A 20,231-nucleotide genomic window follows, 5' to 3' on the forward strand; every position below is an offset into this window, starting at 1 on the left:
CGGGGCGGTCCGGCCAAGATCCTCGACGCCAAAGATTAAACATGTCTATAATATGCACATTACTCTACGCCTCGAACTACGCCTCGAGTGGCCAGGCGGGGCATCACAACGAAGGAGAATTCGGTGAATCTCGACGGAACATCCGCACTGGTGACCGGGGGCGCTTCCGGGCTCGGTTTGGCCAGCGCACGCGCACTGGCCAAACGCGGGGCGCATGTCACCATTCTGGACCTGCCCACCTCGGCGGGCAAAGATGTCGCATCGACGTTCGGTGGAGGCGCGAGCTTTGCTCCCGCCGATGTGACCGATACGGAAACAGTCGAGGCGGCACTGGATCTCGCGCAATCACACGGTCCGTTGCGGGCCGTCGTCCACTGCGCCGGCCGCAGTCACACGATGCGAATCCTCGACAAGCAGGGGCAGCCCAATTCGCTGGAGAACTACGCCGGCGTCATTCAGACCAATCTGATCGGTTCATACAACATTCTGCGTCTCAGTGCAGCACGCATGGCGGAGAACGAACCGCTCGACGGCGACCGCGGCGCCATCGTGATGACTGCTTCGGTCGCTGCATGGGAAGGCCAGATCGGGCAGATTCCATACGCATCCTCGAAAGCAGGCATCGTCGGCATGACTATCGTCGCCGCACGAGATCTCGCGGCGCATCAGATCCGCGTGGCCACCATCGCACCCGGAATCTTCGATACCCCGTTACTTGCACGGCTTCCCGAGAATGTCCGGCAGAAGCTGGGCGAGTCTGTTCCACATCCCAGCAGACTCGGCGATCCCACGGAATTCGGCGACCTCGCTGTGCACATCCTGGAGAATCCGATGCTCAACGGTGAGACGATTCGCCTGGATGGTGCGATCCGGATGACGGCGCGATGAGCACCGCAGAGATTGCAAGCGAATCGTTGCTCGTCGGCGAGCAGACGGACGGTGTGGTCGTGTTGACCATCAACCGGCCCGCCGCGCGTAATGCGATCGACCTCGGCACCGCTCGGGCTATCAGCCGGACTTTCGACCTGCTCGACTCCGACCCCGACTGCAGGGTCATCGTTCTGACCGGTGCGGGTGGCCACTTCTCGGCTGGCATGGATTTGAAGGCCTTCCGGGCAACCGGTGAGCGTCCCGTCGACGAGCGGCGTGGAGCATTCGGTCTGGTCCGCAAACCTCCCCACACCCCACTCATCGCCGCCGTCGAGGGCGCCGCGGTGGGAGGCGGGTTCGAGATCGCCCTGGCGTGCGATCTGATCGTCGCAGCGGAGGATTCTGTGTTCGGCCTGCCCGAAGTACAGCGTGGGCTGACGGCCGCCGGGGGCGGTCTGCTCCGGCTGCCGTCCCGCATCCCGTATCACCTGGCGATGGAAGCCGTATTGACCGGTCGCCGCCTCAGCGCCACGTGGTGTGCAGAGCAGGGGCTGGTCAACCGGATCGCTCCGCCCGGCGCGGTGCTCGACACTGCCCTCGAACTCGCCATGGAGATCAGCCGCAACGGCCCCTTGGCAGTCCAGGCTTCGAAACGGGTTGTCATCGAATCCGAGAACTGGCCGGCCCAAGAGGCTTTCGATAGGCAGGAAGCCATTGTCGACCCCGTTCGTCATTCGGCCGACGCACGCGAGGGCGCTAGTGCATTCGCAGAGAAACGCACACCGCACTGGATCGGACGCTGACGCGACTTCGAGCCGCTGTACTTCGTCATCGCGGCGGTGGTGCTGTAGTCAACTGCAGCACCACCCCGCACGAAGCGGACCGCAATGTCACAACGCATGATTGACACTGTTCATATACGTCAGTAGCGGTGGTAGCGAGTCGAGGACTCGCCGCCACCGCTACCGGCGTTTGCTCTGGACCTATTATCCGGAGTATGCGCCGCTGAGCAGAATCTGCTTCAGCTCGGTGAACTCGAGAATGCCTTCGGCGCCGCATTCACGACCCCAACCCGACTGCTTCACTCCACCGAAGGGCTCGGTCAACGAGCAACCCGCGAGATTCAGTGCCACACCACCGGACCTGATACGTCGCGCAATAGCCAGCGCCTGGTCGCTGTCCTTGGCGTATACCGAGGCGGCGAGACCGAACTTGCTGTCGTTGGCGATCCGGATCGCATCGTCGAGATCGTCGTAGGCGATCACCACGGTGATGGGGCCGAAGACCTCTTCCTGGGCGATCTCCATGTCGTTGGTGACGTCACGCAACAGGGTGGGCGCGAAGTAGTAACCTCGGTCGAGGCCCTTCGGCCGGCCACCACCGGCGGCGACCACAGCCCCCTGCTCGACCGCCTTGGCCAACATCCGCTCGGTCCGCTCGACCGACCTCTTGTTGGCCAACGGGCCGAGGTCGGTGTTCGGATCGAATGGATCTCCCACCTTGATGGCATTGAAAGCGTCCGCCAGCTTGGCGACTACTTCGTCGTAACGACGACGCGAAACAAGGATTCGGGAGAGCGCGACGCACACTTGTCCGCAGCCGCCGATGGCACCGGGAACGAGAGTTCCGAGGACTTCATCGATGTCGACATCGTCCGCGATGATCGCCGGCGACTTCCCACCGAGCTCGAGCGCGGTCCGCGCCAGCCGGTGCGAGGTCTGTCGAACGACTTCCATGGCCACGGCAGTGCCGCCGGTCATGTGCACCATGTCGATGCCCTCGTGCTGGACGAGGTACTGACTGGTGGCGAGTTCCGCGGCGAGGCCGCTGATGACGCCACGCGGGAAACCTGCGGCCCGAGCGGCGTCCATGATCAACCGCGAGGTCAGCTGTGACTCAGGGGCGAATTTCACCACCACGGTGCATCCTGCGAGCAGGGCCGGGATGACTTTCATGCCCATCAGAGGCACGGGTCCGTTATAGGTCAGGATCGCGAGAACTGTTCCGATGGGCTGGTGCTGTACGAGCACTTCACTGCCGGCATTCTTGCGAATCTCCTCCCACTTCAGGGTTGGAGCCACCGCGATCGCGTGACCCCAGATCGCGCTGCCTGCACCCGAATTGATCATCTCTCCGTGCGCCTGGGTGTAACCGGACTCGAACATCCATGCCCGGTTCAGGGCGTCGAGACGGGATTCGAGTTCGTCGGCGAAGATGCGGCAGATGCGTGCCCGCTCCTCGACGGTCATGCGTGGCCAGGGACCCTCGTCGAACGCGGACCTTGCCGCGGCAACGGCAGCGTCGGCGTCAGCCGCACTCGGCGCGGCGACCGTGGCCACCACCTTTTCGGTGGACGGCATGACGACATCAATGGTCTCGGCACTGGCGGGGGTAACCCAGTCCCCGGCGACAAATACCTTGTCGAGCTCTGGAACTGCGACGTCGAGCTCATTTTCGGTGGGGGTGGTAATCGACATCTGGACCTCTCAGGTTGACGCGCATTTGCGACTGGTGCTGTGATGGAGGTAACAACTATAGTTGTATAACATAGCCATGTTTTAGCCGTCAATCAAGCCCACCCACCTGGAGCGGGATAGCCCCACTTGCCGTGTGATCCAGATCTCGACAACGCGGTATCCACGCGCTAAGCTGCATAATATAAGCCTATTTAAACACCCCATCCGAACCAAGGAAGTGCTCATGACCACCGCATATGCGTCCGCTCAGCCCACCGAGAAGAAGCAGTCGTTAGCGATCATCGATTCCGACGTTCACCCCTACATGGAGAACGGGCTGGCAACCCTGGTGCCGTACATGAGTACGGCGTGGCAGAAGCGCATCGGCGCCGGACTGGGCGGCGGCCACACGGTGGCGTCTCAGTTCCACCTTCCCCTCGACTACCTCTACATCAACTCCTCCGGGGGTATGCGCGGCGACACCTCGCGTCCCGGCATGTCGCCTGCGACCGACCCGGAGTTCACCGCCGCGCAACTACTCGACGGAGCCGGCATCGATCGGGCGATTCTGCTCTCCGGACACCTGTTGGGTATCGGAGCGATGCCCGATCCGCAGGTCGCCGCCACCATCGCATCGGCATACAACGATTGGATGTGCGAGCGTTGGCTCCAGTTCGACAAGAGATACCGCGGCGGCCTCGTCATCGCACCTCAGGATCCCGAACTCGCCGTCAAGGAGATCGACCGGATGGCCGATCGTCCCGGAATCGTCGAGATCTTCATGCCGCTGCACGACATTCTGATGGGCGAGAAGCACTACTACCCCATCTATGAAGCGGCGCAGCGGCACGGGCTCCCCATCTGCGTCCACCCCAGCGGAACCGAGAACGTTTACGCTCGCGCGCCCCGGATGGCCGGTACCCCGACGTTCTACATCGAGTGGCACGCACTGCTGGGTCAGATCCATCAGGCCAACACTGCGAGCCTGCTGTGCCACGGAGTCTTCGAGCGCTTCCCGGAGCTGAAAATCGTCATCGCCGAGGGTGGCATCGCGTGGATCGCGGAACTCAGCTGGAAGCTGGATGCCGACTGGTACGGACTGCGAGACGAAATCCCGTGGGTCAAGCGGCATCCGAGTGAGTACCTCAACGAGAACATGCGGTTCACCACGCAGCCGTTCGTCGAGCCGCCGAAGAAGCAGCATCTGCTTGCCCTGATGGACATGATCAACGCGGAGAAGGTTCTGATGTTCAGTTCCGACTACCCGCATTGGAACTACAACGACCCCACCAATGCCCTCGCCGGTCTGCCGGAGGACCTCCAGCGCCGGATCATGTTCGACAATCCACGGGAGTTCTACGGTGACCGCATCAACTGAGTGGGATACCACGGCCATGAATGTCATGCTGACTACGAACGAATCCGAAGTCGACCTCGACCTCGTTGTGCACGCCCGGCGGATGCTGACGCCGGACATCGTCGCGTTGGATCTTCGGTCGAATGACGGTGCGCTTCTACCGTCGTGGTCTCCCGGCGCACATGTCGAGATGAATCTCGACAACGGGCTTTCACGACAGTATTCCTTGTGCGGGGATCCGGCCGATCGGCAGACATGGACCGTTGCCGTGCTACGTGAGCCGAGCAGCCGGGGCGGATCCGACTACATCCACGACAAGCTGCCCACAGGAACCAGCGTCAAGAGCCGGGGGCCGAGGAACAACTTTCCGCTCGAGCCCGCGAGTGCGTACCGCTTCGTGGCCGGCGGGATCGGCATCACTCCGATGCTGCCCATGATTCGAGCGGCTGAAGCCTCAGGTACCCCCTGGACGCTTCTGTACGGTGGGCGCTCCCTCGAGTCGATGGCTTTTCGGGAGGAGCTGAGTCACTACGGCGACAAGGTCACCTTTCACCCACAGGACACCCACGGATTGCTTCCGTTGGCTACCGAGCTGGCGGACCCCGTGCCCGGTATCGGAATCTACTGCTGCGGACCCGAGCCGCTGCTCGCTGCCATCGAGGGTTACTGCGAATCGGTCTGGCCCACAGGGGCGTTGCACGTTGAACGATTCCGCGCCGATCTACCGGATCTGACGCACGCCCGTCCGATCGAGGTCGAACTGGCCCAGTCCGGCATGACACTGACGGTCCCCGCCGACAAGAGCATTCTCGAGGTGTTGACCGACGCGGGTGTCATGGTCGACGCATCGTGCGAAGAAGGCACCTGTGGAACCTGTGAGGTAGTGGTCCTCGAGGGAACACCGGAACACCACGATGTGGTCCTGACCGAGAGCGAGCGCGAAAGCGGCGAGTGCATGATGATTTGCGTCTCGCGCGCGAAGGGCACATGCCTCAAGCTCGACCTGTGAATAACGCTGCGTCGCACTGCGTGTCTTCCGCACGACCGGCGCCCAATCAATGCACTTGGGTAGACAAGGATGAATAATGGCTTTTGAGCTGGATCAGCAGTATCTCGACCTTCGTGATGAAGCAATCGCGGTCGCGGCCGCGGCCGAACCGTTTGCCGTCGAGGCCGACGCGATGAGCACCGTACATGAGGGCATGCGGAAAATTCTCGCCGAGAGCGGTCTGTGGGCACTGACCGTGCCGGCCAGATGGGGCGGACGTTTCGAATCCGTCGACCCGCTCGCCGTGTGTGTCGTTCGCGAGATTCTCATGGGAACGTCGGCGCACCTGGACTCGCTCTTCGCCCTGCAGGGCATCGGCAGCTTCGGCCTGGCGCGGGCAGGTAGCGACGAATTGCGGGACGAGTGGCTGCCCAAGGTCTCCTCCGGAGAGGTCCTCGCCGGCCTCGGGCTCACCGAGCAGGAGGCCGGGTCGGACCTGAAGAACATCGTCACCGAGGTACGTCGAGACGGTGAACGTTTGGTGCTGAACGGCAACAAGTCCTTCATCTCCAACGGCGGCGCGGCCGGCTTCTATTGTGTTCTTGCGCAGGAAGGTCAGGGGCAGAGCCTGTTCCTCGTTCCGGCAGACGCACCCGGCTTAACTCTCACCCCGACACCGGAGATCATCGCGCCTCACATCCTGGCCGAGCTCGCGTTCGACAACGTCGAGGTCTACGAGGGCAACCGCATCGGTGAGATCGGCAAGGGACTCGAGCATGTGCTTGCCACCCTCGCGGTGTTCCGGGTCTCGGTCGCCGGCGCATCGGTCGGTCTCGCCCAGGCCGCCTTGGAAGAGGCCGCCCGGCATGCGGGCACGCGCGTGCAGTTCGGGCGTCCCCTGGCCAGGCTGGGCGCGGTGGCCGACATGCTCGGTGCTTCGTGGTCCGAACTCGAAGCGGCACGCCTGCTGACCTACAAGGCCGCAGACATGGCCCGGGTCGACCCGGCCGCATCCCTGCACTTCAGCTCCATGGCGAAACTGGTCGCCAGTGAAACCGCCGGTCGTATCACCGACCGCGCAGTGCAGATTTCCGGCCGCTTCGGTCTGGTTCGTGATTCCAAGCTCGAGCGACTTTACCGCCAGGCCCGCCCGATGCGGATCTATGAGGGCTCGTCGGAAATTCTCCGGCTCGGGATCTCCAAGGCGCTCGTCGGCAACGTCTTGGCCGGCCATGCAGGCTCGACGGAAGGACAGCGACGATGAGCCCGCGCGCGGCGCACGAGGCCGTCATCATCGATGCCGTCCGGTCCCCGGTCGGCCGTGGCCACCACGAGAAAGGCGTGCTCCGCGACGTGCACCCCGCCGACCTCTTGGGACAGTGCTACGAAGGTGTCCTGCAGCGCGTGGGCATCGATCCGGCAGCCGTCGGCAACGTGATCACCGGGTGCGCCAACCAGATCGCGCAGCAGTCGTCAGGCATAGCCCGTACCGCCTGGTTGCAGAAGGGATTGCCGGCGTCCACAGGCGCCACGACGGTGGACATCCGTTGTGGCTCCGGCCAGCAGGCGGCACACTACGCGGCGTCGTCAATCGTCGCCGGCATCGACGGGGCGGTGATCGCCGCAGGCGTCGAGCACATGGGACGCAACGGGTTCCGCGTGCATCAAGGATCCCAGGAACAGTGGGGCCAGGCGTTCACCGACGAACTGCGATCACGATACCCGCTGGTTTCGCAGGGAGTGGCTGCCGAACGGCTGGCCGATCGTTATAACATCAGTCGCGCGGAGATGGACGAGTTCTCCGCCCTGTCACATCAACGTGCCGCGGCGGCGACCCGGGACGGGCACCTTGCCCGGGAGATCCATCCGATCGACGTCAACGGCACCAAAGTCGAAGCTGATCAAGGTATCCGGGCCGACTCGACTCCCGAGTCGCTGGCAGCGCTGAAACCGGTCTTCTCGGAAGACGGGAAGGTGACGGCCGGCAACTCGTCGCAGATCTCGGACGGTGCCGCCGCAGTCTTGCTCACCAGCGCCGAGTTCGCGCAGGAACACGGGCTCCAGCCGCGTGCGCGGGTTGTAGACCAGGTGGTGCTCGGAGTCGACCCGGTGGACATGCTGACCGGCCCCATTCCCGCGACGGCGCGCATCCTCGACCGGAACAACCTGAGCATCCGTGATATCGACGCCATCGAGATCAATGAAGCTTTCGCATCGGTGGTGCTCGCGTGGCAGCGCGAATTCGAGCCCGACATGGGCTGCGTCAACTCTTGGGGTGGTGGAATCGCTATCGGACATCCATTGGGCGCCACCGGGGCTCGACTGCTGACGACGATCGTCAATCGGTTGGAAAACACCGATAGCCGCTGGGGACTGGTGACCATGTGCTGTGGTGGTGGACTGGGTACCGCCACGCTGATCGAAAGAATTTGAATCATTCCGGCACCGTTCCCCATGGTGGAACGGTCTCACTGCAAGACTGGAGCACGACAATGACACGCCACGTGATCGGCAAACTGGACGAATTTCCCGACGACACCCGCCGCGTCGTCGACATCGACGGAGAAGAAGTCGCGGTCTTCAACGTCAGAGGATCCTTCCACGCGATGCGGAACGCCTGCCCACACAAGGGTGCACCGCTGTGCACACTCCCCCCCACCGGGATGATGCTCGAAAGCGCACCCGACGTCTACGAATGGGGACGTGAAGGCGAGATCGTGCGCTGCCCTTGGCACGGATTCGAATTCAATCTCTCAGACGGCAGATCGGTTCTCGCGCCTCAACTGAAGCTGCGCGCCCGCGTGTACAAGGTCGACGTCGAGGGTGAAGAGGTCGCGCTGTACGTCTGATCGATACCACTTCAGAGAGCACGCGACCCGGGCCGGTCACCACCGGCCCGGGTCGTTTCGCGCTGCCGGCGGATGACCGGTTGCACGGAGCGCCGAAGAGTTCGGTGATCATCCACCTCCAGTCTGAACCGAAACGGCCAGTCGCAACCGAAACGGCCAGTCGCAACCGAAACGGCCAGTCGCAACCGAAACGGCCCTGGTCCGATCTCTTCGCGAGATCGGACCAGGGCCGCTGGTGACGAAGGGACCGAAGCCTCCGCCTGGTGTCTCACATGACCAGGACTCCCTCGACGAATCAGTTGCACCGACCGTCGGCTCAGGCAGTGAAGCGGTAGCGGGCCAGACCGCGCACCCAGTAGGACGGCATCCATTCGGGGTCCGTCTCGAGCGGCTGCAGATCAGGGAACCGGGTCAAGAGCCCGCTGACGGCCTTGGCGCACATCATTCGGCCGAGTGGTGCGCCGATGCAATGATGTGCGCCGGTGGCGAAGGAGAGGTGCTTGTTCAGGTTGGGCCGGTCGAGAATGAACTTGTCCGGCTCGTCGAACACCGTGTCATCGTGGTTGGCGGACGCGATGTATGCGAACACCATGGAATCGGCCGGAATGGTGACTCCGGCGACGTCGACGTCACGCGTGGAGGTTTGGAAGACCATCTGCACGGGTGAATTTTGACGCAGCGTTTCTTGAACTGCGGCCAACGCCCGGTTCGGGTCGCGCCGCACCTCATCCAGAATTGCTGGATGCGAGAACAGGTTGTAGACCGTCGAGCTGATCAGATGGGACGGAGTCTCCGAGCCGCCGAACTGCATCAAAGCAACCAGGCTCAAGATTTCGGTGGCGGTGAGGGTGTGGTTCTCTTCCTCAGCGCGCACCAGGTCGGATACCAAGTCGGTTCCGGGGTTCTTGCGTCGGTACTCGATCTGCTCGGTGAAGTAGGCCCGTAGTTCGGTGACGCTCGTTCGGATCTGGTCGAGTTCCTCTTGCGCAAGGACCCCACGGCTGGGCGACTTCAGCAGATCCATCGTCCAGCGTTTGAAATCCTCTCGCACGTCCGGGTCATCCACACCAAGAAGGTCGGCCGTGACATTGACGGGAACATAGGCGGCGAAATCCGATACCAGGTCGAACTCGGCACGCTTGCTGTCCAGGTTGTTCAGGAGCCGTTCGACCACGGCATCCACTTTCGGTTCCATGGCCTTGATCGCGCCCGGACGAAAGCCGGCGTTGGCCAGACGCCGGATGCGTGAATGTTCCGGCGGGTCTGTGGCGATGATCGACTTGACCTCCGGAACCGGGTCGAACTCACCGAACGCATTGGTGGTGAAGTCCTTGGCAGAGAAGATCTCGGGATGCTTGAAGGTGTTTTCCACGTCGGAGTACCGGAACACTCCCCACGCACCCACCGACTCGATGTACTGCACCGGCGCGTTCTGCCGTAGCTCCCGGTAGAAGGGATAGGGGTTCTGCTGAACCAAGAATTCGAGTGGATCGAAACCTGTAGTGGTTGTCACCCTGACCTCCAGATCGAGACCGACCGGCTCGACAGAGCCGCATGGTCGCTTGTTTTTGTGATCCCCCACACACGTACGTAAACAGAATAAACATATGCATGTTAGGTCCACAACCCTCGGCGGTCGTCGAGCCCGTCCCGTCGATTTCGCCGCGGCTTATGCGGCGGAAGCGGCCTCGCGGCGCTTCGTCGCAGTGGCCATGATCGGTCGGGGCCACAGACGCAATCGGTCCGGGAGATCGCTCAGCGACCTCCCGGACCGAAAAGCTCTCGACAAGCGCGTCAGAGCGAAAGCTTCAACAGCCGAGCCAGATTCAGTCCGAGGATTTGCTCCACGTCACTGTCGGCGAGGCCCAGTTCGCGCACGGCCCGGATTTCGCGGCCTTGATCAGCCATCGGCCAGTCGGAGGCAAAAATGACACGTTCCGGCCCGTGCGTCTCGATGAGCTTCCGAACATCGGCCGGGTCGAGTTCGGCAAGGCTGGGCGGCCATGACGTGTCCAGGTACACCGGTAGCCCCACCACGGTGTCGACTGCTTCCTGGAACTGACGGTAACCGCCGAAGTGACAGGCGATGACGTCGAGCTTCGGAAATTTGCGTACCAGCTTCGCCAACATCGCCGGACTGCACACACCCTCCGAACTTGCCGTCGCAATGGATCCGATGTGGATAATCACCGCAAACTCGCCCTGCATCGCATCGAACAGGCGGTCCATCCGGGGATCGTCGAGAGCGTACTTCTGAAAGAAGGGGTGGATCTTCACTCCTCTCAGGCCATGCCGGCGCAGGCTTTGGACGTTTTCCTCCGCCGACAATTCGGGATGCACGGAGCCGAATCCGATGAAGTAGTCGGGATCGAGCGAGCCGGAGAACCTGTTGGCCTTCTCGACGGCCTCACCGTCGTTCGCGACGGCCAGGCAGACCGAGCGGTCGATTCCCGCCGCTGCCATAGACTCTTTGAGCCCGTGCGCCGTGCCGTCGCCCCGGCGTTCGAGGTCGGGGACCGATCCGGCGAGCGCCCGTTTGGCGACCGCGTCCGGCCACATGTGGGTGTGTGCGTCGATGATCATTGAGCGCCTTTCAGAGCCGGCTGACTTCGCCGCCGTCGATGACGGCGACCGAACCGGTGACAAAATTGGACAGTGGTGAGGACAGGTAGGCCACGAGCGGACCGAACTCCGCAGGATCGCCCATACGTCCCGCCGGGATCTTCTTCAATCGCCGCGCCAGGACGTCGGGCGAGTCGGTCACTGCGCTTTGCGCGTCTGTGGTGAAAGCTCCGGGGGCGATCGCGTTCACCTGAACGCCCTTCTTCGCCCACTCCCCCGCAAGGGCTTTGGTGAACTGCACAACCGCACCCTTGGAGGAGGAGTACGCCACCAACGTCGGCTTCCCCTTGATGCCGGAGGTACTGGCCACATTGATGATCTTGCCCGACCCCTGGGGGAGCAGGTATCGGGCCGCTGCACGGGTCAGCACGGCGGGCGCCCGCACGTTGACATCGAACACCTCGTCCCACTCCTTTTGGGGTTGTTCGTCAAACCGCCCAGCCGGAGCGATTCCCGCATTGTTGACCACGATGTCCAGCCGCCCGAACGCTTCGACAGCGATATCCGCAAGCGCCGCGACCGCATCCATGTCACGCATATCGCAGGTTTGCACAGCAGTGCGCTCGGGATAGCGACTGTGCAACTCCTCGAGCGGCTCCCGCGTACGGGCGACCAGGACCACGAAAGCACCCTCGTCGAGCAGCGCCTCCGCTGCCGCCTTACCCAGTCCGCGACTGGCGCCGGTCACTATCGCGACCTTGCCCTGAAGCTGAAAGTCCATGTTCTCGCTCCTTCCGATTGTCGACGCGTTGCGCCGCCGTCCCGGCAACCCGGGATCGCTTGACGCAACGGGCTCTTGCCATAGTTGCTTAACCTGATTATATTTCACATATTAATGGGAATGCCCGGCGAAATACCAGCCCCAGTGAGTTCGACAACCCGCGCAGGCGCGGAAGCGCCGCCGGCAATGCCCCGTCAGGTCCATCTGAGTCAATCCCCGGCTCCACAAAGAAAAGAGGACAAAATGAGCGTGAAGATGACGATCAATGAGAGCAAGCGCTACAGCGTTTCCGCGGAGCAGATTTGGAAGCTGTGTGGGGCACCGGGCGAGATCGAGACCTGGCTCCCCGCTGTGGAGAAGTCCTGGATGGAAGGCGACGTTCGCTACGCCGAGCTCGCAGGCGGCGCCGGTCAGGCGCGTGAGCGTGTCACCGAGCACGATGACGCAGGGCATTACTACGTGTACGACTACCTCGACGGTCCGCTTGTTCTGAAGTCCTTCAGTTCGCGGTTCGCAGTGGTTCCGACGGCTGACGGCGGGTCCGAGATTCTGTGGACCGCGGAGTTCGCGGCCGACAACGAGTCCGAGGGAACGGAGCTGGCTGGAGCCGTCACGGGCATGTATCAGGGCGGGCTCGAGAATATCGCCGAAGTTCTCGGATCGGTTCAGTCGTGAGTTTCTCCAACCGCGCGATTCACCACCTCGGACGGCCTACCTCGGGGAGGAGACCTTCATGAGTCGTGACCGACTCGTCCCTCGCGTAGTCGACGATCCGAGCGAGTTCGGCCCGCTGCGAGATCAAGTGCGTGCCTTCGTCCGCGAGTGTATCGACGCCGGTGATTTCACCCCGGGAGTCGATACCTGGCTGACCGAGTGGAATCCCGAGTTCTCGCGGCGACTGGCCGCGCGGGGCTGGATCGGCATGACAATTCCTACCGAGTACGGGGGCCATGGGCGATCCCACATCGAACGATTCATCGTCACCGAAGAACTGTTGGCTGCGGGCGCCCCAGTCGCGGCCCACTGGATTGCCGATCGCCAGATCGCGCCGTCCTTGTTGAAGTTCGGAACCGAGAAACAAAAGCGACAGTATCTGCCGGCCATCACCAACGGTGAGTGCTTCTTCGGGATCGGAATGAGCGAACCGGACTCCGGTTCGGATCTCGCCAGTGTGCGGACGAAGGCAACTCGGGTCGACGGTGGGTGGACGATTACCGGTACAAAAGTGTGGACCTCAGGCGCCCACCACGCGGATGCGTTCTTCGTGTTGGCACGGACGGCACCCAGAGACCCCGCTGCACGCCACGCGGGCCTGAGCCAATTCATCGTCGATCTGCGGTCGCCGGGGATCACAGTCCGCCCCATCGTCTCGATGACGGGAAGCCACCATTTCAATGAGGTCGTCTTGGAGGAAGTCTTCGTACGCGATGAGAGTGTTCTCGGTCGTGTCGGTGATGGCTGGCAGCAGGTGACTTCGGAGCTTGCGTACGAACGCAGCGGTCCGGAGCGCTTCCTTTCCACGTTCCCGCTGCTTGCCGAGACAGCCGAGCAAGCTGCTGCCGATCGATTCCCCGCCGACGGTGGCGTCGGTCGCCTGATCGCGCGGATCGCCGGGTTGCACCACATGTCCTCAGCGGTGGCCGGTGCCTTGCATCGAGGAGAGCGAGCCGACAGCGCCGCGGCTGCCGTGAAGCTCCTCGGAACGGTGACCGAAGGGGACATAGCGGACTACGCCGATCTACACATGAACCGAGACGGGCCGGCACAGGAAGAGGGGCCTTTCGGCTCTTTGATCGATCACGCCATTCTCCAACGGCCCGGATTCACCTTGCGGGGCGGTACAACCGAGATCCTCGAGGGTGTCGTCGCCCGAGAGCTAGGACTGCGCTGATGACTACGCCAACGATGGTGGACCCTGATCTCGTCGAGATGATGAAGTCGGTGTTCACCGCACATCGAGATGATGCCGCCGACTCAGCGGAGTCGGCGAAGTTCAACCCACAGCTCTGGCGCACGCTGGACGAACTGGGCCTGATACGGCTCACCGGTAGCGAGACTCACGGAGGAAGCGGTGCAGACTGGCATGCCGCCTCTGCCTTGCTTTCTGCAGCGGCCGCCGCGGCTGTCCCGGTTCCCCTCGTCGAGCACGATCTGCTGTCGGGGTGGCTCTTGGAAACCGCAGGACTTCCCATGAACGGCGGTCTGCGGACGGCATTCTTGCTCGCGGATTCGGCAGCATCGAGCGTGGTTCCCTGGGCGCGTGATGCAGAGTTCATGGTTGTTCTTCGTCGTCGCACCGAAGCATCATGGGCGGTTGCGGAGGTAGCCCGCGCCAACACCACTCTCACACCCTCGCAGAATCTCGCCGGCGAACCACGCGACAGGGTGACGATCGACGTCGAGACTGCCGAGTGGACATCGGTACCCGACGGTGTGGCCGAGACCTTCGTGCTCCGCGGGGCCCTCGCTCGCACACTGCAGGTATGCGGAGCTATGGAACGGATCGTCGTGCTCTGCATCGAGCACGCCTCCAGCCGCACGCAATTCGGCCGGCAACTGTCCAAGTTCCAGGCTGTGCAGCGACTGGTCACCGGAATAGCCACCGAGACTGCGCTCGCGCGCTCGGCGGCCGATGCGGCGGTTGCCTCGATCGAGCGAAACGGGTGGGACGCACCGGGCGCGTCGTTCGCTGTAGCGGTAGCTAAATCGTGCGCCGGTCATGCCGCGTCGACAGTGGTGCGCAATGCTCACCAAGTCCACGGCGCCATCGGCACTACTCGCGAGCACGAGCTCCATCGGTACACCCGGCCTGTGCTTTCCTGGCGGTCGGAGTTCGGATCCGTAGGGCAGTGGGACCAACTGCTCACCCAGACCGCGGTCGCCGCTGGACGGGACGAAGCTTGGAAGCTGATCGTCGAAGGACGCCCACTGAGTGGAGTGCTCGACATCGCGGTATGAGCAGCGCCGACAACCGGCTGAGCCGACTTTCGCATCGGCACAGCCGGTTGTTCCGTCATCCGACACACCCTGACACCGCGACCTGGCGGTTCAGTCCAGGATGTCAGCGACCGTACTGGTCGTTTTCTTCCATCGGTGGCCAATCCTCGACCATGTGCAAACCCCGCCCGAGATGAGCGGCACCGTCGATCTGCAACAGTTGGCCGGTAATCATTCGTCCCGCCGGTGTCGCGATGAACGCGACGAGCTCGGCAACGTCCTCGGTCGGAGTGGGCCTCCCTGCCGGCACGGACTCGGGGACGACGCGATCGCGCAGCGACGACGCAATCCCTTCAGGCAACGAGTCCGAGATTACCACCCCGGGTGCCACGCAGTTTGCGCGAATTCCCAGGTGAGCCCACTCGAGTGCAAGAGTCTTCGTCATGGCCAACACTCCTGCGCGGGCAGCAAGTGAGTGCGCGAGACCGACACTGCCCCGTTCGACCCCGGACAGAGAGATAGTGACGATGCTGCCGCCGCGACGGGCGAGGAACGGTTTGGCCGCCGAGATGACGGTGAAGACAGCATTGAGATTGAGATCGACCACGGACCTGAATCCGTTGTCGGAGATCTCCGCCGCTGCAGCGTAGAACTGTCCACCCGCGTTATTGACGAGAAGATCCATGCCGAGCTCGGTCGAGGATTTCGATATGACCGACCGCACCTGTTCACAGTCCCGGACATCGGCCGAAAACCATCGGAAGGTGCCTTCGGTGCGCGAGACCAGCTCGGCCGTCTGCTCCAGCGCAGCCTCGGTGCGACCTATCCCGGTCACCGTCGCACCGAGCTCGGCCAGGCGAACGCTGATCTCCTGTCCGATGCCGCTTCCGGCACCCGTTACGACGGCGTGAATTCCCGAAAGGAGCGTCGGCTGTAACACCCTGACGTCGGCGACGTCCCAGGCACGGCCAGATTGTGGCGGATGCGGCCGATAAGTCGGCATACCGACCCCCTTCGAAACAACCAGCGCCTCTATGTCGACGTAAGTTCAATGCATAACATATACATGTTTACTGTGCTCGAACCAATCCGGTCAACCCCTACACCGCAACGGTCGACGCACACCGGCACGAACACGCACTTGGAGGGCGGAAATGTATGATGAACATATGCCAGGAAACAAGGCGACCAGGTCGACTACGGTCGGTAGTCGCACACGCAACGGTCGCCCAGCTGCCACCGGCGAAACCACCCAGATTCTGCCACGTTCACGAGACGTCACGCCGCTGACACGCCCGCCGGAGATGCCGCCGAAACGCGCCGAGATGATCGCTCAGCGCATAGTGCGGATGATCCAAGAGGAAGGCCTGAAGTTCGGCGACGCCCTCCCGGTCGAAGCCGACATGCATGAGTCTTTCGGGGTGGGAAGAAGCACCCTTCGCGAGGCTCTTCGCATACTGGAACTGCAGGGGGTGATCGTGATCCGACCCGGCCGCGGGGGCGGACCCACCGTGGGATTGCCGGACTCACGCCACCTGGCGAGCACGCTCGCGCTCTTGATGCAGTTCTCGGATACACCGTTTCGATCCGTGTTGGAGACACGTGAGTACATCGAGCCGATCGCCGCTGCCTTGTGTGCGCAGAACGGCGAGGATCGGGTCATCGACGGATTACGCCAGTCTGTCGACGCCATGCGCGCGAACATCTCCGATGAGACCGTGTTTCTCTATGAGAACCACAGATTTCACGAACTGATCGCCGAAGGTGCACAAAACCCTCTGATCTCGTATTTTCTCAACTCACTCGACTGGATCATCGACGGCGCCCGACTGGGAGTCACCTACAGCCCTTCTTCGCGCAAGCACGTTGCGGTGATCCACGAGCAAATTTGTGAAGCAATCGAAGACGGCGACAGTGATCGTGCACGGGACGCTATGAGCGAGCATATGAAAGAGACTCGCGCCTTCTTCGAGCGTAAGCATCCCAAGGTGATGGACCAGGCACTGAGCTGGGGAATGTACGGCTGACGGGCCGGCAGGGTGAGCGGTCCTGGATTTCTCCGACCATATCTTTGTTAATCTGGCCGCCCGCCGGACGCGTCCAGTGCACTCGATTCGGTCCTTGCCGGGTCGGCAGTGTCACGATCGGTATCAGCAAGGGCGAAGGCTATGGCTTCTCGAGGGCCCAGCCGTAGGCCCTTGCGGTGTCGTGCACGAAATTCTCTGTCGCCGAGACTCGTGCGGGTCATTTCATTGCACTCAGTGTGGTAGGTACGAAGTTGCTGGAAGAGCAGGGGGGAGCTTCCCACCGCCGCTCCCAACGACTCGGCCGCGCCCAACAACGTGGCGGCTCGACCGAAGTCCTGGCTGCGGCCGGCGATCCACGCCAGGATCTCCAGACTGACGGCGGCAACGAGAGGCTCGTCGATCAGACGACACAACCGCAAGCACTCGTCCATATACTGCGCTGCGCGGACCGGGTTCCCCTGTCTGAATTCCGCTACGCCGATGCCCCACAGCGAATACGACCGATACACCGACTCACCACGTGATTCGGTCACTGCGAGCACCTCGTGATGACAAGCGAGTGCGCGTTCGGTGTTGCCGCCTAGCTCGTACGCCACTCCCAGCATCATCAGGATCCATACGCGTACCGCGACTTCACCGTCGGCGGTAAACACTTGGAGCGCTTCTTCGAGTTTTTCCGCTGCCTCCAGCACATTGCCGCTGTACAGCGCGAGAATACCTTTGGCGTGGGCTATACGGGCGTCGCTGACCGGGTCCGTCATCTCGGCCAGCAGCGCCTCGCCCTGGGCAATCAGATCCCATCCGGCGGACAGATCACCCTGCATACCAGCGAGCACGCTGTCGGCGTAGATGGCCTTGACCCGATCTGCCGAATTTCGCACGGGGCGCGTTCCCAGGGCACGATCCAGCCAATATCTCCCCTCGCTGAGCAGGTTGCGGGACAACCAGAAAGGGAACAGCGCCGCAGCAATCTCGAGTGCGGAACCTTCCTGCGGTTCGCCGGACTCGACTATCGCGAATTCCATAGCCTCACGGAGGTTCGACTGCTCTCGAGACAGTCGGGCAATCCACTCGAGTTGACGGACACTGATCCAGTCGCGTTTGGCATCTTGCACGAATTGCCGATACCAATCATGGTGGCGACGCCGCAGTAGCGCCCAGTCTCCTGAAGCGTTTGCTTTGACTCGTCCGAATTCACGGATCGTCTCCAACATTCGGAATCCGACCGCACTGCCGTACTCCTGCCGGACGAGAATCGATTTGTCGACCAAGGAGAAAATTCCCTCGAGCAGGTCGTCTCGATCGACGTCCTCGCACATACTCTCTGCAGCATCGAGTTCGAAATGGCCCACGAACACAGACAGATTGATCCATATCTGCCGTTCCAGCGGCGTGCACAGGTCGTAACTCCACTCGACACAGAGAAGAAGAGTGCGTTGACGAGGTGGCGCAGAACGGCTTCCATGGGTAAGTAGCTTGTATCGGTCGTTCAGCCGCTGGGCGATTTGGCCGAGCGACATCGCCCGTAACTGCGCTGCCGCCAATTCGATGGGTAGCGGCAGACCGTCGAGTTGACGGCAGATGCGAACGACGGTCTCGATATTGTCGTCGGAGAGTTCGAATCCCGGCACCGCCGCTGCGGCACGTTCCTCGAACAACGCAATCGCGTCGTAGTTGGGGGAGGCCATCAACGCGGGCTCGTGATCGGCGTCCGGTGTCCTCAAGGACGGCACCCGCAAGACAGATTCACCGGGGATGTTCAACGGCTCGCGGGACGTTGTCACGATCGAGACCTCCGGACACGTTCGAAGGACCGTCTCAGCAAATCGAGCGACCGGTGCGATGACGTGCTCGCAGTTGTCGAGCACTATCAATAACTTCCGATCGATCAGGAACCCAACGACCTCGTCCATCGGATCCTTATGACCGGTGCGCAGGCCGAGGGCTCTCGCGATCACGTCGATGAGAACCGACTCGTCCATGACTTCGCCGAACTCCGCGAGCCATACGCCATGGGGGAACTCGTCGCGCAGATCGGCAGCGAGTCGCAGCGCCAGACGTGTCTTCCCGACACCTCCAATTCCCGTCAACGTCACGAGACGCGCAGTGCGGAACATACCTTTCGCATGGGAGAGTTCGTTCTGGCGCCCGATGAAGCTGGTCACCTCCAAAGGAAGATTTCCCGTACGACTCTGGAGTGCGGCACGGCGACCCGAGTGCTCGTCGGTGGAACTCGTCGAGACGGCCTCTCGTCGACCGAGCGGAGCCACTGGTTGTTCCATGAGAAGCGCCATGTCATCCACTTCGAGGCCGTTCCGCGCCTGGAGCGCGCGGAGTTCGTCGCCGAACTCGACGGCAGTGCTGGGACGGTCACCGGGATCGCGCGCCATCGCATGCTCGATCGCTGCGGCAACGTCGTCGGGGATGCCGTTGTCACGCAGGTTGGGGATGGCGTGCCTCGTGATACGCACGAATTGCGCCACGACCTGCTCCCCGGACCGACGTTCGAACGCCGCATGACCGGTCAAAGCGCAGAAGAGGGTGGCGCCGATGCTGTAGACATCCGAGGCGGGCGTAGGCGCATCGCCCTTCAGTATTTCGGGAGCTGTGAAGGCCGGTGACGCGGTGATCATATCCTTGGAAGTCTCGAACCCGCCGGCGATGTGCGCGATTCCGAAGTCAGTGAGGGCTGGCTCGCCGTAACTCGAGAGCAAGATATTGCCCGGTTTGATGTCGCGGTGCAAAATGCCGAGTCGATGCGCCGTCTCCACGGCACCGGCGATCCGGACGCCCAGCCGCAACACCTGGTCCGGGCCGAGGGGACCATCGTTCCGGATCAGCGTATCGAGAGAGTCCAAAGGGTGGTACGGCATCACAATGAACGGGTGGCCGCTCGTCGTGGAACCGACTTGAAGGACGTTGACAATGTTCGGGTGGCCGGTCAAGCGACCCATGGCACGCTGCTCTCTGAAGAAGCGCGTCCGATTCTCGTCGTCGAGCGCGCGGGTGAGAACTTTGACCGCCACCGTGCGGTCCAAAGAGGGCTGCAAACACCGATAGACCACCCCGAAACCGCCGCGACCGATCTCGTAGGCCTCCGTGAAACCAGCCGAAACCAGCTCGCGTTTCAGGGCGGCGTCGTCCTGCCGTGTCTCCACCCGTCCGTCCTCGACCCTCTCACCGTCCACAGTCTCCGTCGAGTTCCCGCTGCGACGGCGTTTCGACGGTGCAGCAACGCGCAGCCCGGCGTGTGAACGTCGTCACAACATCAACTCATCTGTGAATGTACCCGCCGTCGAGATCACGGCCGAAGACGGTGTGGTGGCCTTACTGTGAGCCCCCCGTCATCTCCGACGGAAACGACAGCGATCGGTCACATCACCATCCGCTGGAGCGCTTTTGCC

General features: G+C 62.5%; 17 protein-coding genes. 11 read left to right on the top strand and 6 right to left on the bottom strand.

Annotated features, from left to right (window positions below):
• Positions 1-123 precede the first annotated feature (123 nt).
• Together JQT59_RS28470 and JQT59_RS28475 are read left to right on the top strand one after the other, a co-directional pair.
• Entirely contained in the window at positions 124-888 is a 765-nt protein-coding gene (locus JQT59_RS28470) for an SDR family NAD(P)-dependent oxidoreductase (RefSeq protein WP_213572894.1), read from the top strand.
• Positions 885-1,673: a crotonase/enoyl-CoA hydratase family protein gene (locus tag JQT59_RS28475; RefSeq protein ID WP_213572895.1), complete on the top strand. Its 789-nt coding sequence runs from the start codon at positions 885-887 to the stop codon at positions 1,671-1,673. Before JQT59_RS28470 ends, JQT59_RS28475 begins: the two co-directional genes overlap by 4 nt.
• Before the next feature lie 183 nt (positions 1,674-1,856).
• Here the strand turns inward: JQT59_RS28475 and JQT59_RS28480 are convergent, their stop codons facing one another.
• The gene (locus JQT59_RS28480) at positions 1,857-3,347 is read right to left on the bottom strand and encodes an aldehyde dehydrogenase family protein (protein ID WP_213572896.1); all 1,491 of its coding nucleotides are present in this window, start codon (positions 3,345-3,347) and stop codon (positions 1,857-1,859) included.
• Positions 3,348-3,570: 223 nt separating this feature from the next.
• Here JQT59_RS28480 and JQT59_RS28485 point away from each other — a divergent pair, with 223 nt between their 5' ends.
• From JQT59_RS28485 to JQT59_RS28505, 5 genes are all read left to right on the top strand, one after another.
• Complete coding sequence (locus JQT59_RS28485; RefSeq protein ID WP_213572897.1) at positions 3,571-4,704, top strand: amidohydrolase family protein; 1,134 nt, start codon at positions 3,571-3,573, stop codon at positions 4,702-4,704.
• Positions 4,688-5,692: a PDR/VanB family oxidoreductase gene (locus tag JQT59_RS28490; protein ID WP_249353918.1), complete on the top strand. Its 1,005-nt coding sequence runs from the start codon at positions 4,688-4,690 to the stop codon at positions 5,690-5,692. Before JQT59_RS28485 ends, JQT59_RS28490 begins: the two co-directional genes overlap by 17 nt.
• A gap of 76 nt (positions 5,693-5,768) precedes the next feature.
• On the top strand, positions 5,769-6,935 hold the full coding sequence (locus JQT59_RS28495) for an acyl-CoA dehydrogenase family protein (RefSeq protein WP_213572898.1): 1,167 nt from the start codon (positions 5,769-5,771) through the stop codon (positions 6,933-6,935).
• The gene (locus tag JQT59_RS28500; RefSeq protein WP_213572899.1) at positions 6,932-8,104 is read left to right on the top strand and encodes a thiolase family protein; all 1,173 of its coding nucleotides are present in this window, start codon (positions 6,932-6,934) and stop codon (positions 8,102-8,104) included. Before JQT59_RS28495 ends, JQT59_RS28500 begins: the two co-directional genes overlap by 4 nt.
• A 59-nt stretch (positions 8,105-8,163) precedes the next feature.
• Positions 8,164-8,520, top strand: coding sequence for a Rieske (2Fe-2S) protein (locus JQT59_RS28505; protein WP_213572900.1), 357 nt, complete (start codon positions 8,164-8,166; stop codon positions 8,518-8,520).
• Between the two features lie 316 nt (positions 8,521-8,836).
• On the opposite strand, the gene JQT59_RS28510 is transcribed toward JQT59_RS28505, so the two are convergent.
• The 3 genes from JQT59_RS28510 to JQT59_RS28520 all read right to left on the bottom strand — a co-directional run bounded on the left by JQT59_RS28510 (position 8,837) and on the right by JQT59_RS28520 (position 11,863).
• The gene (locus JQT59_RS28510; protein ID WP_213572901.1) at positions 8,837-10,033 is read right to left on the bottom strand and encodes a cytochrome P450; all 1,197 of its coding nucleotides are present in this window, start codon (positions 10,031-10,033) and stop codon (positions 8,837-8,839) included.
• Positions 10,034-10,314: 281 nt separating this feature from the next.
• Entirely contained in the window at positions 10,315-11,103 is a 789-nt protein-coding gene (locus tag JQT59_RS28515; protein WP_213572902.1) for an amidohydrolase family protein, read from the bottom strand.
• Positions 11,104-11,113: 10 nt separating this feature from the next.
• Positions 11,114-11,863: an SDR family NAD(P)-dependent oxidoreductase gene (locus JQT59_RS28520; protein WP_213572903.1), complete on the bottom strand. Its 750-nt coding sequence runs from the start codon at positions 11,861-11,863 to the stop codon at positions 11,114-11,116.
• A gap of 243 nt (positions 11,864-12,106) precedes the next feature.
• On the opposite strand from JQT59_RS28520, the gene JQT59_RS28525 reads away from it, so the two are divergent.
• The 3 genes from JQT59_RS28525 to JQT59_RS28535 are packed head-to-tail and all read left to right on the top strand — an operon-like array spanning position 12,107 to position 14,821.
• Positions 12,107-12,538 (top strand): SRPBCC family protein, encoded by a 432-nt coding sequence (locus JQT59_RS28525; protein ID WP_213572904.1) that lies wholly within the window; start codon positions 12,107-12,109, stop codon positions 12,536-12,538.
• A gap of 58 nt (positions 12,539-12,596) precedes the next feature.
• Positions 12,597-13,754 carry an acyl-CoA dehydrogenase family protein gene (locus tag JQT59_RS28530; RefSeq protein ID WP_213572905.1) on the top strand — a complete coding sequence of 386 codons (1,158 nt, stop codon included), beginning with the start codon at positions 12,597-12,599 and terminating at the stop codon, positions 13,752-13,754.
• Positions 13,754-14,821, top strand: a complete 1,068-nt coding sequence (locus JQT59_RS28535) for an acyl-CoA dehydrogenase family protein (protein ID WP_213572906.1) — start codon at positions 13,754-13,756, stop codon at positions 14,819-14,821. Before JQT59_RS28530 ends, JQT59_RS28535 begins: the two co-directional genes overlap by 1 nt.
• Before the next feature lie 103 nt (positions 14,822-14,924).
• On the opposite strand, the gene JQT59_RS28540 is transcribed toward JQT59_RS28535, so the two are convergent.
• Positions 14,925-15,803: an SDR family oxidoreductase gene (locus tag JQT59_RS28540; protein WP_213572907.1), complete on the bottom strand. Its 879-nt coding sequence runs from the start codon at positions 15,801-15,803 to the stop codon at positions 14,925-14,927.
• 301 nt (positions 15,804-16,104) lie between these two features.
• On the opposite strand from JQT59_RS28540, the gene JQT59_RS28545 reads away from it, so the two are divergent.
• Complete coding sequence (locus JQT59_RS28545; protein ID WP_213572908.1) at positions 16,105-16,827, top strand: FadR/GntR family transcriptional regulator; 723 nt, start codon at positions 16,105-16,107, stop codon at positions 16,825-16,827.
• 47 nt (positions 16,828-16,874) lie between these two features.
• Here the strand turns inward: JQT59_RS28545 and JQT59_RS37805 are convergent, their stop codons facing one another.
• Positions 16,875-19,985 carry a protein kinase domain-containing protein gene (locus tag JQT59_RS37805; RefSeq protein WP_213572909.1) on the bottom strand — a complete coding sequence of 1,037 codons (3,111 nt, stop codon included), beginning with the start codon at positions 19,983-19,985 and terminating at the stop codon, positions 16,875-16,877.
• Positions 19,986-20,231: the final 246 nt, after the last annotated feature.

This window comes from Rhodococcus sp. USK13 (assembly GCF_018343855.1).
GTDB lineage: Bacteria > Actinomycetota > Actinomycetes > Mycobacteriales > Mycobacteriaceae > Rhodococcus_F > Rhodococcus_F oxybenzonivorans.